The sequence below is a fragment of the Brevibacillus choshinensis genome (assembly GCF_001420695.1).
GTDB classification, from domain to species: domain Bacteria; phylum Bacillota; class Bacilli; order Brevibacillales; family Brevibacillaceae; genus Brevibacillus; species Brevibacillus choshinensis.
In genome coordinates, this window is sequence record NZ_LJJB01000007.1 from 2,062,014 (window position 1) to 2,076,834 (window position 14,821).

21 protein-coding genes and 1 riboswitch are annotated in these 14,821 nt (G+C 46.5%); of the genes, 7 read left to right on the forward strand and 14 right to left on the reverse strand.

From position 1 onward, the window contains the following. Positions 1–11 precede the first annotated feature (11 nt). The 6 genes from nrdE to tlp all read right to left on the reverse strand — a co-directional run bounded on the left by nrdE (position 12) and on the right by tlp (position 5,343). Positions 12–2,096 carry a class 1b ribonucleoside-diphosphate reductase subunit alpha gene (gene nrdE, locus AN963_RS09720; protein ID WP_055744269.1) on the reverse strand — a complete coding sequence of 695 codons (2,085 nt, stop codon included), beginning with the start codon at positions 2,094–2,096 and terminating at the stop codon, positions 12–14. Then, on the reverse strand, positions 2,083–2,442 hold the full coding sequence (nrdI, locus tag AN963_RS09725) for a class Ib ribonucleoside-diphosphate reductase assembly flavoprotein NrdI (protein ID WP_055744270.1): 360 nt from the start codon (positions 2,440–2,442) through the stop codon (positions 2,083–2,085). Before nrdI ends, nrdE begins: the two co-directional genes overlap by 14 nt. A gap of 148 nt (positions 2,443–2,590) precedes the next feature. Further along, a riboswitch (cobalamin riboswitch) is annotated at positions 2,591–2,789 on the reverse strand. Between the two features lie 191 nt (positions 2,790–2,980). Then, positions 2,981–3,496 (reverse strand): ACT domain-containing protein, encoded by a 516-nt coding sequence (locus AN963_RS09730; RefSeq protein WP_055744530.1) that lies wholly within the window; start codon positions 3,494–3,496, stop codon positions 2,981–2,983. 35 nt (positions 3,497–3,531) lie between these two features. After that, positions 3,532–3,861, reverse strand: a complete 330-nt coding sequence (locus AN963_RS09735) for a hypothetical protein (protein WP_055744271.1) — start codon at positions 3,859–3,861, stop codon at positions 3,532–3,534. Between the two features lie 26 nt (positions 3,862–3,887). Beyond that, positions 3,888–4,994 (reverse strand): tRNA 2-thiouridine(34) synthase MnmA, encoded by a 1,107-nt coding sequence (gene mnmA / locus AN963_RS09740; protein ID WP_055744272.1) that lies wholly within the window; start codon positions 4,992–4,994, stop codon positions 3,888–3,890. Positions 4,995–5,124: 130 nt separating this feature from the next. Next, a complete protein-coding gene (gene tlp, locus AN963_RS09745) occupies positions 5,125–5,343 on the reverse strand; it encodes a small acid-soluble spore protein Tlp (protein ID WP_055744273.1) in 219 nt (72 codons plus the stop codon). 138 nt (positions 5,344–5,481) lie between these two features. Between tlp and AN963_RS09750 the strand changes: the two genes are divergently transcribed. Further along, entirely contained in the window at positions 5,482–5,697 is a 216-nt protein-coding gene (locus AN963_RS09750; RefSeq protein WP_055744274.1) for a hypothetical protein, read from the forward strand. A 5-nt stretch (positions 5,698–5,702) separates the two neighbouring features. On the opposite strand, the gene AN963_RS09755 is transcribed toward AN963_RS09750, so the two are convergent. Then, positions 5,703–6,047 carry a DUF952 domain-containing protein gene (locus tag AN963_RS09755; protein ID WP_055744275.1) on the reverse strand — a complete coding sequence of 115 codons (345 nt, stop codon included), beginning with the start codon at positions 6,045–6,047 and terminating at the stop codon, positions 5,703–5,705. Positions 6,048–6,186: 139 nt separating this feature from the next. Further along, complete coding sequence (locus AN963_RS09760; protein ID WP_055744276.1) at positions 6,187–6,429, reverse strand: hypothetical protein; 243 nt, start codon at positions 6,427–6,429, stop codon at positions 6,187–6,189. Positions 6,430–6,560: 131 nt separating this feature from the next. Here AN963_RS09760 and AN963_RS09765 point away from each other — a divergent pair, with 131 nt between their 5' ends. Further along, on the forward strand, positions 6,561–7,559 hold the full coding sequence (locus AN963_RS09765; RefSeq protein ID WP_055744277.1) for a glycerophosphodiester phosphodiesterase family protein: 999 nt from the start codon (positions 6,561–6,563) through the stop codon (positions 7,557–7,559). An 85-nt stretch (positions 7,560–7,644) separates the two neighbouring features. After that, a complete protein-coding gene (locus AN963_RS09770) occupies positions 7,645–7,842 on the forward strand; it encodes a hypothetical protein (RefSeq protein ID WP_055744278.1) in 198 nt (65 codons plus the stop codon). 71 nt (positions 7,843–7,913) lie between these two features. Here AN963_RS09770 and AN963_RS09775 read toward each other — a convergent pair whose 3' ends face one another. Beyond that, the gene (locus AN963_RS09775; RefSeq protein ID WP_055744279.1) at positions 7,914–8,657 is read right to left on the reverse strand and encodes an NUDIX hydrolase; all 744 of its coding nucleotides are present in this window, start codon (positions 8,655–8,657) and stop codon (positions 7,914–7,916) included. Positions 8,658–8,869: 212 nt separating this feature from the next. Between AN963_RS09775 and AN963_RS09780 the strand changes: the two genes are divergently transcribed. Beyond that, positions 8,870–9,775 carry an alpha/beta fold hydrolase gene (locus AN963_RS09780; RefSeq protein WP_055744280.1) on the forward strand — a complete coding sequence of 302 codons (906 nt, stop codon included), beginning with the start codon at positions 8,870–8,872 and terminating at the stop codon, positions 9,773–9,775. Here the strand turns inward: AN963_RS09780 and AN963_RS09785 are convergent. Further along, a complete protein-coding gene (locus AN963_RS09785) occupies positions 9,729–10,280 on the reverse strand; it encodes a GNAT family N-acetyltransferase (protein ID WP_055744531.1) in 552 nt (183 codons plus the stop codon). The two genes, AN963_RS09780 and AN963_RS09785, sit on opposite strands and share 47 nt — an antisense overlap. Before the next feature lie 291 nt (positions 10,281–10,571). On the opposite strand from AN963_RS09785, the gene AN963_RS09790 reads away from it, so the two are divergent. Further along, positions 10,572–10,796 carry a hypothetical protein gene (locus AN963_RS09790; protein ID WP_055744281.1) on the forward strand — a complete coding sequence of 75 codons (225 nt, stop codon included), beginning with the start codon at positions 10,572–10,574 and terminating at the stop codon, positions 10,794–10,796. A gap of 15 nt (positions 10,797–10,811) precedes the next feature. Here AN963_RS09790 and AN963_RS09795 read toward each other — a convergent pair whose 3' ends face one another. Together AN963_RS09795 and AN963_RS09800 are read right to left on the reverse strand one after the other, a co-directional pair. Further along, complete coding sequence (locus AN963_RS09795; protein ID WP_055744282.1) at positions 10,812–11,486, reverse strand: SOS response-associated peptidase; 675 nt, start codon at positions 11,484–11,486, stop codon at positions 10,812–10,814. 273 nt (positions 11,487–11,759) lie between these two features. Continuing rightward, a complete protein-coding gene (locus AN963_RS09800) occupies positions 11,760–12,746 on the reverse strand; it encodes a bile acid:sodium symporter family protein (RefSeq protein WP_055744283.1) in 987 nt (328 codons plus the stop codon). 194 nt (positions 12,747–12,940) lie between these two features. Between AN963_RS09800 and AN963_RS09805 the strand changes: the two genes are divergently transcribed. Continuing rightward, complete coding sequence (locus tag AN963_RS09805) at positions 12,941–13,153, forward strand: hypothetical protein (protein WP_055744284.1); 213 nt, start codon at positions 12,941–12,943, stop codon at positions 13,151–13,153. A gap of 179 nt (positions 13,154–13,332) precedes the next feature. Then, complete coding sequence (locus tag AN963_RS09810) at positions 13,333–13,698, forward strand: HsmA family protein (protein WP_055744285.1); 366 nt, start codon at positions 13,333–13,335, stop codon at positions 13,696–13,698. Between the two features lie 74 nt (positions 13,699–13,772). On the opposite strand, the gene AN963_RS31855 is transcribed toward AN963_RS09810, so the two are convergent. Next, entirely contained in the window at positions 13,773–13,922 is a 150-nt protein-coding gene (locus tag AN963_RS31855) for a hypothetical protein (protein WP_236707916.1), read from the reverse strand. A 153-nt stretch (positions 13,923–14,075) separates the two neighbouring features. Then, positions 14,076–14,795, reverse strand: a complete 720-nt coding sequence (locus AN963_RS09815; protein WP_055744286.1) for a YebC/PmpR family DNA-binding transcriptional regulator — start codon at positions 14,793–14,795, stop codon at positions 14,076–14,078. Positions 14,796–14,821 lie beyond the last annotated feature (26 nt).

Genomic DNA, 14,821 nt, shown 5'->3' on the forward strand with positions numbered 1-14,821 from the left:
TTCCTGCATGTTTACACGGCGCAGCTAATGCACTCTTCTACGGTCAAATGCTTGGTGCGTGTATAGTAGAGTGATTTCAGACCTTTTTTCGCCGCGTAAATATAGTAACGTGCCAGATCTCTCGTGGACACATTGCTGTTCACGTGGAGGACCGTTGAAATCCCTTGGTCTACGTGCTCTTGAATCTCAGCAATTAGATCGATGACCTTGAACTGGTCGATCACGTATGCCGACTTGTAATAAAAGTAATTCTCTTGCGACAAGTATGGCATCGGGTAGTACGTCGTCGAGTTGGCGTAGGTTCTTGTTTCGATGTGCTCTACAATTGGCATAACGCTCGAAGTTGCATTTTGGATGTAAGAAATGCTCTGGGTTGGCGCAATCGCGAGTCGATAAGCGTGATACACCCCGTACTTTTGAACGTTTTGCTGCAGAGCTGCCCAATCCTCTGTTGTCGGAATATGCATACCCGAGAAGAGCTGCTTGGCTTTTTCCGTCCGCGGCTGATAATCCGTCGTAACGTATTTCGCAAAATACGTTCCTTTGGCATACTCCGATTGCTCAAATCCGAGGAAGGTCGTCTCTCTTTCTTTGGCAATCTCCATGCTCTTTTCGAGTGAATAATAGTTCATCATCATGAAGAACGTGCGGGCAAAATCTTTAGCCTCTTCACTTTCATAGGCGATTTTGTTTTTTGCCAGGAAGCCGTGCAGGTTCATGGCACCGAGACCAACCGAGTGGAGCTCGCGATTTGCCTTTTGGACTCCCGGGGCATTTTCCACGGCTGTCATGTCACTTACGGCTGTGATGGCCTCGATGCCTTCGTGTACAGACTCTCGAATCATCTTTTGTTCCATGACGTTTACAATGTTGAGCGATGCCAGATTGCAACTGATGTCTCGACGAATGATATCCATCTCACCGTAGTTAGTGATGGTCGATGTATCCTGCAGCTGGAAGATCTCCGTGCACAGATTAGACATCTTGACCGATCCGATATCCTTGAGCGCGTGGTTCTTGTTAGCATTGGACTTATTCATGATGTAAGGATAGCCAGACTCGAGCTGGATCATAGCGATCTTCGTCAGCATTTCCCGTGCGCTCATGATCGTCTTTTTCTTGACTCGGTCATTGGCGAGCAGCTCTTCGTACATCTCATCCATGTCCAAATCATCCAGATGCTTACCGTATTCTTTGTAGACGGAGTAGGGGGCAAAGATAGTCAATGGTTTATTTTCTTCTGCCAGCTTGTAAAAAACATGAGGCACAATCAAGCCAATCGACAGCGTTTTGATCCGCGATTTTTCATCGGCGTTGATCTTCTTACAATCGAGAAACTCGTTGATGTCCCAGCCAAAAATGTTGTAGTAGGCAGCTCCCGAGCCTTTGCGCTGACCCATCTGATCGGCGTACGAAAAAGCGTCTTCGAGAAGCTTGAGTACTGGCATGATACCTTTTGCTGCCCCTTCTACTCCTTTGATCGGTTCTCCACGGCCACGCAGCTTGGATAAATTAACCGCGACACCTCCACCAATCTTGGACAATTGCATGCACGTTCCTAATATGTAATTGATCGAGTTGAGAGAATCGTCCATCTCGAGCAAAAAACACGAAACCATTTCACCGCGGCGACTTTTCCCAGCATTTAAAAACGTCGGGGTAGCAGGCTGCAGCCGTTGATCCATCATCGACACCGTCAAGCGCTTGGCCGTGTCAAAATCCCCTTGAGCCAGTGACAGGGCGACGATAGCGACGCGGTCCGGGTATTGCTCGAGATACGTAGATTTATCGTCTGTTTTGAGTGCGTAATCCTTATAAAACTTGGAGATGGCCATGTAAGAAGCGAATTGGAATGAAGCTTCCTTTGCCAATCGGAATACTTCATCCACCTGTGCCTCAGTATAACGCTCGTACACATTTTCGTAGTAGTCGTTCTGGATCAAGTAATCCATTCTTTCCTTGACGCTACCAAAGGACATCGTCTTGGCTTCCACTTCTCTCAGAAAGTCCGCAACAGCTTCCTTGTCTTTTTCCAATTGGTAAAACCCGTCTTCGCCTCGTTGCATGAGTTCATTGTTCAATTCAATATGCCGCAATGGTGGCCACCCCGCTCGTAAAATGTTCTACATCCCGGCCGGTACCGGATAATTCAAATTTGGAGATCACCGGAACGCCGTATTGATGGGCGATTGTATCGGCGCTCTTAGCAAAGCTCGTCCCCCAGTTGCGATTGCCACTTGCTGAGACACCTTTCATATACAAGTGGTTTCGTTGGAGAAACGACGTCACTTTTTCTGGAACCTGTCCAAAACCAGTCGTATAGGTAATTAAGACAAACGGTTCCTCGATCACCATCTGTTCATCAATCTCCACACTGGGCAGATTGAGCTTGTTAACAAATCTCCGAACGTTTCCTGTCTTGGAATCGTACGCGATGAGCATATGTCCCCTCATCCTTTCATTCCTGATCCTGCAATAGAAAAGCGCATTCGACTGTAAGAGAAAGTCGAATGCGCAAAGAGTCCAAAGATCTACCGACTCGCAACCGCGAATCGAGCGCTCGAACACTTCTCCTATCTCCCGTAGGTTCCCTCGTGTCATCGGTTAGGCAGGTCTCCTGGCTCTAGGATCACCGCTTCATCCTGCCTTCCCGATCACGTCGATCAGTGGCAAATTTGGTCAAATGGAGCTCCCCTGTTACAGTGGCGGGACCGCGTCGGAATCGCACCGACTTCCCTATTAAGTCTGCCAATATTTCGTAGCTAGACACCTATCCGCATCAATATGTAGTTGGTAGAAATTACTTTACATCAATATGTCGTAGCAGTCAAGAGAGAGAAGAGAGTTTCTGCCTATTAGTTGTGACGGAAATGTGCTACTCCAATAGTTTGCAATCTTGTCAAATCTTGTAGAATCAGACAAAAAGAGAAAACCGCCCGCGAGCTTGCGGACGGTGCGCAATTCAAATACGGCAAACGGATTATTGAAGGGACACGACTTTGGTAATCTGCGGTAATTCCTCGATCGCGGTAACGACAGAAGGTGTAATTTCTTCATCCGTTACAGAAACGAGTAAAGCGTTTTTCCCCTTTTGCTCACGAGATACATTCAGCTTGGAAATGTTGATTTCATAATCTGCCAATTTCCGTGAGACATCATAAATAACCCCTGGATAATCCACATGATGTACCAGTAGCCCATGTGCCCCTGCTGGAATGCGGCACGCACAGTAATTGATTTCGCTAATATACACTTCGCGCCAATCTTGAGCAAAGGTGTATTTCGTGCTGCCCACACGAAGGACAGCCAGATGGTTGGCGTACTCTCCTGAACTGTGTTGAACAGGGATGCGGACGCCAAAACCTTCTACCAGTAGATTTGCTATTTCATCCTTGTTGTCATGAGCTAAAATGCTCAAAGAAGCTCCCGCCAGATTTGGTTCAATACGCTGTATGAGTCTGGCAAGCTCGCGAAGCCCGGCAAGTTGTTCGGTCATCGTCAACCCTCACTCTCCCATTTTGTTTCACTGGTTTAGGGAAGAATCCACTCTTCCGGTTCTTTGAGAATGGAGGAATGGTTTTCAGAACGATACCACGCGGTGAGCGGTTTCCCATCTTTCGTAAAATCAATTTTATAGATGGTATTGCCTTTCCCGCCTCGTTCAAATGGACTCTCGTCTACAGGAACAGCAGTCACGCCACCCGCAACGATCACACCGCCTTTATCCTGAATCACTTTCTTGATAATAGCCATATGCTCTTGTCCAGTCGTTGACATGCCCTTGTATGCTAAAAACCCCAGGAGGAGAGCTCCTACTAAAAAAGAAACAATGATGATTTTTGACTTCTTCGCTGGATCCACCGCGTTACCCCCGTCAATCTTGTGTTCTATTTGTCCATCAAGGTGACTTGATCAATCGTTCCTCCGCCCAAGCAGAATTCTCCGTCATAGAAGACGACAGCTTGACCAGGCGTTACTGCTTTTTGAGGTTTTTCAAACACGACCTCGACCGTGTTGCCTTCCCGCAGATGAACAGTGACTCCTTGATCTGGTTGACGGTAGCGGAATTTGGCGGTACAGGTAAAGACTGATGCAGGTTGTTGATTACTTACCCAGCTCACATCAGTCGCGATCAAGCTGGTAGAGTACAGACGTGGATGATCCGAGCCTTCCCCCACGATCAATGCGTTGCGTTTCAGGTCTTTGTCGACCACGAACCAAGGTTGTCCACTGGTTCCATGCCCTCCGCCGATACCCAGTCCCTGGCGTTGACCCAGCGTATAGTACATCAAGCCGTCGTGTTGACCAATCACGGTCCCCTCTACGGTCTCGATATTACCTGGCTTGGCAGGTAGGTAGTTTTGTAAAAACTCACGGAAGTTTCGTTCACCGATAAAGCATATACCGGTACTGTCCTTTTTCTTCGCAGTGGCGAGTCCTGCTTGTTCGGCAATTTCTCGCACTTGTGCTTTTGGCATATGGCCGATCGGGAACATGGTTCGAGACAGCTGGTCCTGACCCAGCACATTGAGGAAATAAGTCTGATCCTTGTTGGAGTCTACTCCACGGATCAGCTTGTACTCGCCGTCTACTTCCTTCACCTGCGCGTAGTGTCCGGTAGCGATATAATCCGCGCCCAAATCCTTGACTTTAGAGAGCAATTCTCCAAACTTGATTTCTCGATTGCACATGACATCCGGATTTGGAGTACGCCCTCGTTTATATTCATCCAAAAAATACTGGAATACTTTATCCATGTATTCTTTTTCAAAATTGACTGTGTAGTATGGAATGCCGATTTGTTCACAGACGCGCCGAACGTCCTGGAAGTCATCTTCCGCCGTGCAGTGGCCGAATTCATCGGTATCATCCCAGTTTTTCATGAAGATGCCGATGACGTCATATCCCTGTTGCTTGAGCAGGTAAGCCGTCACGGAGGAGTCGACTCCGCCGGACATACCGACAACGACGCGTGTATCCTCTGGTCGTTTCATGGTCTTTCTCCTCTTTTTTCAATTTGTTCCTCTAACAGATTACCACGTTTCGCAAAACAAATCATGTGTTGTTACACTTCGAAGAAAAAACGCCTGTCGCAACGTGGCAACAGGCGCATTCTTTGTCGTATTAGCTTTGGGAGCTTTCGTCCTTGATTTCCGAACGAAAACCATCAATACTTTCTTCACGACGCTGGTTTTTCGCTTCAATGTTCGCCTTTTCTTCTGCTGAAATCTCACCTGCATGGGCCGCCAAGTAATCCCTTGACTCGCGAATGCTCTCCTCGGTGTTTTGCAGCATTTCCTGCAGTTTTTCTACATTGTCTGAACGATCATCCGGCTTTGCCATCTACAAGCACTCCTCGCAACATGATATCGTGGTGAATACACCTATACCATTGTGCGCCAATCATGGATGATTTATGTAAAAGGAAGGCCGTGCTATAATGCAAAGACGAAAAAACATGAAGCAAAGAGGGTTTCACAGATGGCATCTCTCGATTTACTCGAACGCAAGCTACTCAAAATCATCTCCGAGACAGATCCTGTCCGACTCAAGCGCCAGCGAATGACGGATCACAAACAACGAGAAACAGAAGATGAGCAACGGCTACGAATCGGACTACTCCTACGCAGGCTCGACAAGCTGCCGGAAGAAAAACGGCAGGAAGTCCTGAACCTATTGCAATGGTTTAACTGGTAGCAGCCTTATCGGATACTTTCTCCAATCCCCCAATTTCCGTTTGTGCGTAGCATGCTTTTCACGTCAACAATCGCGTCATGGTTCAGTGGTCCATAGATGTGCGGGTACAGCAACCCATCCTTGGCTTGCTCATATTTGATTGGAGACGCCGATTTGTCTTCATCTACGACGAGCACAAACAACTCACCCTCGTATTCAGCGTATACGCGATCTGCGACTTTCCCAAGCAGATCATCCCCTTTTGTCGCATGGATGAATCCTTCCTGCTCATAGTCTCGCGGGAGATAATGCTCCCGTCCTTCCCATTGTTCCCAGTATCCTTTTGGCACTAAGCAATAAATCGTATTCATGATCGTTTCCCCATTTCTCGTATGCTTTTCTAACGTATAAGAATATTTAAGCGCGGACGCTTATATATTCTGGAGCGCATGAAAACTTTCCGCTGATACGCGGTCGCTCATCCTTGAGCAGGCCTCGATAGACGTTCTCTTAACGACGCAGGTGTTTGTCGATGTGGCGAATCGCTTTATCGTAAAACATCCCATCTATTCTACCTTGATCTCGTCTCCACTGAATGAAGTTCCTCAAGGAATGCAGATCGACCCAGGCATCCTTTGACTGTGGATTGTTGTCGGGGACCTCTCCGGTAACTTCCCCTTCATACACCAGCCTGGCCATCTCGTTTGGGTGATATCCGATTTGGTAAGCAATGTGATGCAGTGCGATTTTCATGGATCCTCCTAGCTCCTAGCTTGGCTTTCTTTTATTGTGCCAGTCTTTTTATTCGATGCCAAGTCCTTAACCTGCTATCGCTGATTTGCTACAATGGACGAACCTTATCCTACATGCTGGAGGACTACATAATGTTTAATTGGAAACGCAAACCACATAAGCCATTGTGGAAGCGCAAATCTTTATGGATGATTCTGGTGCTGGTCACCTTTGTGTATGTAACCAATAGTTCTTTCTTTGCGAAAGAATCTGTTCGCGAACCCTTTCTCCTCGCCCATCGCGGTATGGCTCAAACCTTTCATATGGAGGGCATCACTGACGAGACTTGTACGGCTGAAAGAATTTATCCCCCTGAGCACCCCTATCTGGAAAACACGATTCCATCTATGCAAGCAGCCTTTGATGCAGGGGCAGACGTAATAGAATTGGACGTGCAGCCGACGAAGGATGGAACGTTTGCCGTCTTTCACGATTGGACATTAGGATGTCGCACAAACGGCGAGGGAGTTACTCGTGATTTTCCCTTGAACGAGCTGCAAAAGCTCGATATCGGGTACAACTATACGGCTGATCACGGGGCGACCTTCCCCTTTCGCGGGAAAGGAATCGGGATGATGCCTTCGCTCGATGATGTCCTCGAGCACTTCCCTAAGCAATCCTTGTTGATCCACGTAAAGAGCAACGACCCAGCAGAGGGTATCATGCTGGCTGAATACTTGTCAAAGCTACCTACTGAACGCCGTGCTACTCTCACTGTCTACGGAGGGGACGAGCCCATCGCTACTTTGCACGACCGTCTCCCTGATATGCGGGTGATGTCCAAAGCGACACTGAAAAGCTGTCTGATTCCATATCTAGCTGTCGGCTGGTCGGGCTACGTCCCACAAGCATGCAGTCAAACCCAGCTGCATATTCCGGACAAAATTGCTCCGTTCCTCTGGGGATGGCCAAACCGTTTTATGGAGCGGATGGACAAGCAAGATACTCGTGTGATTCTGGTAGCAGGCAGCGGCGACGTTTCCAGCGGGTTTGACACACTTGAGGATCTCAAGCGAATTCCTGATGGTTTTTCCGGAGGCATTTGGACCAACCGTATTGATCGCATCTCTGCAGCATATACAAAAAAATGAGAACTGCTTTCCTGCTGTGAAAAAATGAAACGATTTCCACGCATATTCGTATAAACTTATATCGACACACGAGGAGTGATTGGGAATGCTGAAAAAACTGTTACAAAGTCTAATGGGGAATCACTCAAAATCACACAGCTATCGAAAATTTAGCAGCAGCGACCACAAGTATCGCAAAGGATACGGCAATCCCAACGGACATGGTTCCGGACATGGACAATCCTATTATGGCAGTTCTCACTATAAGAAAAAGCGTTCCAGCCGAAGCTTCTTCAGCAGTTAAACGAACGTTTAAATCCAGATCAAAAAAGCGGCAGCTCAGATCATGTGAATTCATGTTCTGGACTGCCGTTCTTATTTTACGAGATCTGGGTGCTGCTTTAACACCCAATGGAGAAGCTTGAGGTGTGGAAAAGGTTCCAGTCTTCCATTCATCGGAAGCTCTTCGTGAATAATTGCTTTTCCGCCTGCCTGCACATATTGCTTCAGAGTCATTCCTTTTGTAATGACTCTAGATATTTCCGACGGAGACAGCAGTAACAGACCTTTCGTCTCATTTGCAGGTACGGGGGTATCTCGAGAAACAGCCAAATAAATCGGCGTCATGTGATTCCGATTCAAATGTCTCCCCACGAGGATAGGTTTGATCTCGTCTTCTGGCCATTCCTCTGTGAACACTGATGGCGTGTCCGAGGATGCCGTTTCATACCAGTATGTAGCTGGTGGCTTGACCGCTGTGATTTGGAGCGTTGCCTCCTCGAATGCTTCTCTCAAGGCACATTGCCACCCCGTCTCTTCCCCTTCGCGATGTCCACCGAGTCGGACAATCCCCAGAGCCGTCCCCGCTCGATTGGGTCCAATTTGAAACGGGAATCGGCCATTCACCATGACATACACGCCCGCTGTTACAATCACTTCATTCGATATCTTGAAGTCGCTCAGTCCTCTCTCGAAGCCTTCAGGAATACCCCATTTTCCTGATGCTTCTACTAGGATGTTACACACGGATTCCCATTGAATATTGTTTACATATTCGTAACCACTTTTTTGTATGACGTAATTGCCTGAATTCTTATCCAGAAAAGCTACGAAAGTCACCTGTTACTTTTCCCCACTCTTCAAGAAATGAACGTTTCCAATGATTTCGTCATGATACCGCTGTTTCAACTCTGGAAGCACGTCACTCCTCCTATCTCCACTTTCCATTTCAGCGCACTCTTTTGCCATGTAATCTTCACATTTTCAAGGCTCATTGCATGGTAAAATTTGGGCGAAAGCGTTACCACTACTGTTGTGGGAGAGTGTATACAATGGGACAAACAGGATTTATCAATTGTAACGGCGCAAATCTGTATTACGAAATCGCTGGAGCAGGAGAAACAATCGTCTTTTTGCATGGTGCTCCCTTGGATAGTCGGATGTGGGAGTCACAGATGAAGACTTTGTCGAGTAACTACCAAGTCGTACGATGTGATATGAGGGGAATGGGACAATCCCATGATCCCGGTACACCCTTTACGCTGTATGATGACATCCACGCCTTGCTAAAACAATTACAGATCAGCCGTGCCTCTTTCGTTGGCGCTTCGTTTGGAAGCTATGTAGGAATCGAATTCGCCCTGGCTCACCCTGAAATGGTCGAAAGCCTAGTTCTCATTTGCCCAGGTGGTTTCGCTCCCCCATCCCAAGATCGTCTGTTAGGTTTTCAGAAATTTCAGGAGCAAATGGACAAAGGCAATCTAGACGAAGCCCTGGAAATCAATCTGCACCACTACCTAGATGGTCCCGATCAGGAAAGAGGTCGAGTCCAACTCAATCGCCAGTGGCTCAAAGACATATATCGAGATATCTTCCAGCAATCACGTACAATGACTACACCCAAAGGGCTCGAACCGGATCCGAGAAGTCGCCTCGAGGACGTCTCTGTTCCTACTCTTGTCATATCGGGAGAGCTCGATTATCCTGATTTTCTACAAGCAGCTGAATCCATCGTGAGTAAAGTCTCTGACGCTCAGCAGTTGTTCTGCAAAAACTCTGCGCACTTCCCAAGCATCGATAGTCCTGACGAAGTCAATGAAATGATCACTAGCTTTTTGAATAAAACCGTCCATTGTGCAGTAGAGCTTGCATTCCATTGCGGGGAACGACTTTTATCGGTTCGTTCCCTGTTTATTTCCGTTTCACTAGCCATTCTGTTTTCAGCAAAGAAAAGATGAGTGCATCATGCGACTGCTGATTTTGGTAAAGATAACTTCTGAGTGTACCTTCTAGAGAGAAGCCTGCCTTTTTTAATAAATGAATGGAGGCTTCATTTTGAAGAAACGTTATTGCTCCCATTCGCAGCAGATCTAAATCCTCGAAGGCATAGCGAAGAACCTCTCTTACAGCTTCAGACGTGATCCCTTGATTCCAAAAATGAGGATGGATCTCGTAGCCGATCTCTGCCCTTTTACTCCTCATACTTAGATTGTTCAGACCCACTGTCCCCACAAATGCACCCGTCTCTTTGCATTCGATCCCCCATCTGATGCCACGCTCGCTCTCATAGATGTTCTGAAAAGATTCCACGAGTTTCATCGCATGGTTCACGTCAGTAAGAGGGTCCATTCCGTAATACTTCGTGACTTCCTCTTTTGATAAAATCTCGAAAAGGGAAGGCGCATGCTTTTCTTCTATTTTCACAAGGTGAAGTCTTGCTGTTTTTACGAATGGAAAATCCACTGCATTCACCCCATCCCCAATTTTAGGAAAAATTGAATAAAACAAGGGTAGCACAGCAGCAAACATTTGGGAACGATCAAAAACGGGCAAATGCCTCAAAAGGCCTGCCCGTTGTCATGGTCTGCATCCTATCTAACTTTGATTATTACTCTTGTGTTACAGGAATTCTCTACCCAATCCGCCAACATAAAATGTAAAGATGGCAATCCAATAAGTTAACATAACATTTATTATGTTGCGTTCCTTCCGTACCCGCTCTATGTTACAATATATAGAAAGGAGCGTGCGCACATGAAATCTTCCAAATCATTTTATTATACGGTCGACCAAACCATGGTGGACGAATACAAGAAAATGCTCGATTTAATGAAAATACCCTATGTAATCGAAACCCCTGTCGCCCTGCTCGCCAACGGTGCGAACCAATACTCGTTTGTCTTCCCCAACATGCCCGGCAAGCTTTATGCAATGGTCAGCAAGCTGTTTCAAGGGGATGCCAAACCATATCCTCAATAAGAACCCACTCCACGATCAACCTAGCATGACTTCACGAATGCACTCCGAGTCATCATTCTTCACATTACCTACTGCCTTCGTGACTGGATAGGCACGCATCCATTCAGCCTCGTACGGTACGAGCAAAGACTGCAGTCGCTCAAGGTCTTGGAACTCTCGATCAAGCCATAGAGACTCGTCCTCTTCACGCAGAATCACAGGCATTCTTTGATGAATCGGTGCAACGAGTTCATTGGGACTCGTCGTAATGATGGTACAGGTATGTACTTTTTGTCCATCTGGCTGAAGCCACGTATCAAATAATCCAGCAAAAGCAAAAGGCTGCTCATCTCTTCGCATGATTCGCATCGGTTGTTTCCCCTGCTCTGTCATCTTCCATTCAAAAAAACTGTCTGCGGGGATCATGCAGCGTTTTCGCACCAGTAACTTCTGAAAAGATGGCTTTTCCTGTAGGCTCTCTGCTCTCGCATTAATCAGTTGAAAAGCTGATTTCTCATCCTTCGCCCACGATGGAATCAGCCCCCACCGTAGTTCCCCGATTCTACGCTTGCCCTTTTCCGCTATAATCGCGAGCACCTGTTGTCCTGGCGCAATATTATAGCGCATTCGATACTCTAGATTTTGCATGTCCACCTGAAATCGCCTAACCATTGTTTCTGGAGCAATCACCAACGTAAACCTTCCGCACATCCCGATCCCCTACCTAACCGTTTTTACCTTCTCCATTCATTTTCTACAAACGAATCGATTACACTCTTTTTCGGGCAAAAAAAAGTGACCCAGAATTCTGGGTCGAAAATAGGAAGTGGAGAGAATGCATGCTATGTAATATATACTAACATAATCAAAGCTAGTGTCAATGAATTTTTCGAATCTTATGTTAGATTATCTTACATTTAATTGGATTGCTCACATCCGCGTTAGGTTTTTATACATAGAAGTAGCGAATTCCGTCTTTTTTCCTTACCCTACTTTTTCACTAGGGACGATCTGCCCTTGTTTCGTTGGCTCCTTTTCTACGATAGACAAAAACTTCCCAAACGTAGACGCCAAGATTTGTTGAAAGAGCATTCCCAGAACAACAGGAAGAGCTACCGGTGCTGGAAAGTATGAAATCGCCATAACTGCACCTGCACTAATGTTTCGCATACCACTATTGAAGGTCAGCGCCACAATGACATCGCGCTTCCAACCAAAAAGTCTGGAGACGAACCACCCGAATACATAACCAATAATGGCTAAAAACAATACCAAGACAGCCAAGCCAACTATTTTTCTGTCCATGTTTGTTAAATAAGGCGCTACGATCGAACTATTGATGGCAACCACAACTCCCATTCCTATTTTGGAAAAGGGAGCGAGTTTTGGTGCGAGCGTCTTTTTTACATTTCCACGCGAATACTGATTCAGCGCCATTCCAAACAACGATGGAAGTACAATCATGAAGAACATCCCTTGCATCATGGCTGCCGCGTCCATCTCAACCTTTGCCCCGAGAAACAACGCCATCCCAAAAGGTACGACAAATGGTGAAAGCATGGTGTCAATTAAGATAATGGAAAGAGTCAATGCGACATTTCCCATGTAAATAGATGTCCACAAAAAACTCGATATGCCTGTCGGGATGACGGCAGCCAAAATGAGTCCAGTCACGACATGGATGTCATCCGGGTAAAACAACAAAGCCGCCCCCCAAGCAACTAGAGGCATGAAAGCGTGTAAAATGAGCAAATTAACGAGGAGTGGTAGAGGTCTCGCAAGCACCCTGGCGAACTCACCGAATCCAGAGCCAAGACTACCTGCGAAAGTAATGAAGGCAAATATCCAAGGGGAGAGAAAGGCAAATGGCTGTAGATGACTCCCTGCCATAACTCCGATCGCTACACTGCTCGGCGTGAGGATGGGCATGATTTTTTCCAGTGCCTTGTTTAGCTTTGCTAGTTTATCCATAGTGTGTTCACCCCAGCAGCCATCTTATTTCCGAACATAGGAAGTTCACCGATGTGAGGTATGTTACCATGAATAAGAGGATCCAACAAGTGTGACAGACGTACATATGCTTCCGAATTACTTCCTTATCCCTTTGAATGTTGCATAGTTTCTTCAGACCATGTAAAGGCTATGATTGGAAAGGAGGAATATTTATGAACGGAATGGATTGGGTAGAATTTATCCGAAAAACCGAAGATAAAATGTTTCATCTCCACCGGGCAATAGATGGGATATGTAATGAATCCGAATATAAAGAGTCCGTTGCAGCATTGACGGAGGTCGTCAGGGATTATCAGGTGCTGGTGGAAAAAGCAAAGGACGAACTCCGCTCCGTAGACTTGCACCGTGATCATCATGAGCACTAAATGTACGCATTTCCTTATGAATAAGCAGCAATCGAGATAGGAAGGCTTCCGGAAACAGGGGGCCTTCTTTTTGTTCTTTTCTGTGGCACAATCTTGTCACCTTTCGTTCATCAGACATTCATATTCCTCCCCTACACTATGTTGTGTAAGCAAATGAAACGAAATGGAGATGGTGTCTGATGTTAGCGATGGCTGTGATCTTTATCAACCTAGCGCTTGTTTCTTATACAATCGGGGTCTGGATGGAAAAACGGGCTGGTGAACTGAAAGCAACGCACCTGGCATATTTCACTTTCGGGCTGGTCTTTGATATGGTAGGCACTTCCTTTATGAAACTGCTGGCCACGAGTCCCGGGCTCAATCTTCACGGAATTACCGGACTGTCTGCGCTCATTCTCATGTTTTTACACACGGCCTGGGCTTGTGTGGTCTTGATGAAAAAGAAAGAGAACCAAATCAAGCAATTTCACCGCTTCAGTCTGATTGTCTGGACGATTTGGCTCATTCCTTATGGGATTGGGGTTGCGCTCAGCTTCATCAACTAATAATAGAGAAACGAAAAAAGCGCGAGTCACAAGGACTGCGCTTTTTCGTGTTTATTCGACTACCAGCGTAGACTTCATGGAGGAGTGACCAGTCCCACAGGGAATTTGCACGTAATGGCATACGAGCCAGCCTTGTCCGGCGTAATCGCCACGCTCTTGGTAGAGCTATTCATAGAAACATAAAGTCTCGGAAAGACTTGATACGCCAACCCAAACAGCGCCATCGATACCCAACCAAGTAAATTCAGATGAGCATGCGCGGATGTAAAAGAAAATAACCCGTGCTTCATTTAGCTACGGGTGCCTTTGCCTTCTATCAAACTCTCAGGAACAAAAAAACAGACTTTTGCTTTTTCACAAAAGTCTGCTCCCAGGAATTACTCGCCTAAATCGACGTTGTGATACACTTGCTGAACGTCATCCAAATCTTCCAAGGCATCGATAAGCTTTTCAAATTGGGCTACTGCATCTTCTGGCAACGTGATCTCGTTTTGAGCCAGCATGGACAATTCTGCTACCGTGAACTCGGTAATGCCCACTCTTTTGAATGCTTCTTGTACTGCATGGAATTGTTCTGGCTCAGCGTATACGATAACGGAATTATCTTCTTCGATAATATCTCGCACATCTACGTCCGCTTCCATCAGGATCTCCAGAACCTCATCAGCTGTTTTTCCTTCCAGCCCGATAACTGCCGTGGCATCGAACATGTAGGCTACAGATCCCGTTACGCCCATGTTTCCGCCATTTTTGTTGAATGCAGCGCGGACTTCAGGTGCAGTCCGGTTTACGTTGTTCGTCAGCGCATCTACGATGATCATGGAGCCATTTGGTCCGAAGCCTTCATAACGCAGCTCATCAAAGATCTCATCCGAACCGCCTTTTGCTTTTTCAATCGCCCGGTCAATAATTGCTTTCGGAACACTGTATGTTTTTGCACGCTCGAGAACGACTTTCAGTGCACGGTTAGATTCTGGATCTGGCTCGCCTTGCTTCGCAGCCACATAAATCTCTTTACCGAACTTTGCATATACACGGCTAGTGCTTGCGTCTTTTGACGCCTTTTTTTCTTTAATATTATTCCACTTACGACCCATATTTTCCCACTCTCTTTCAATTGCAA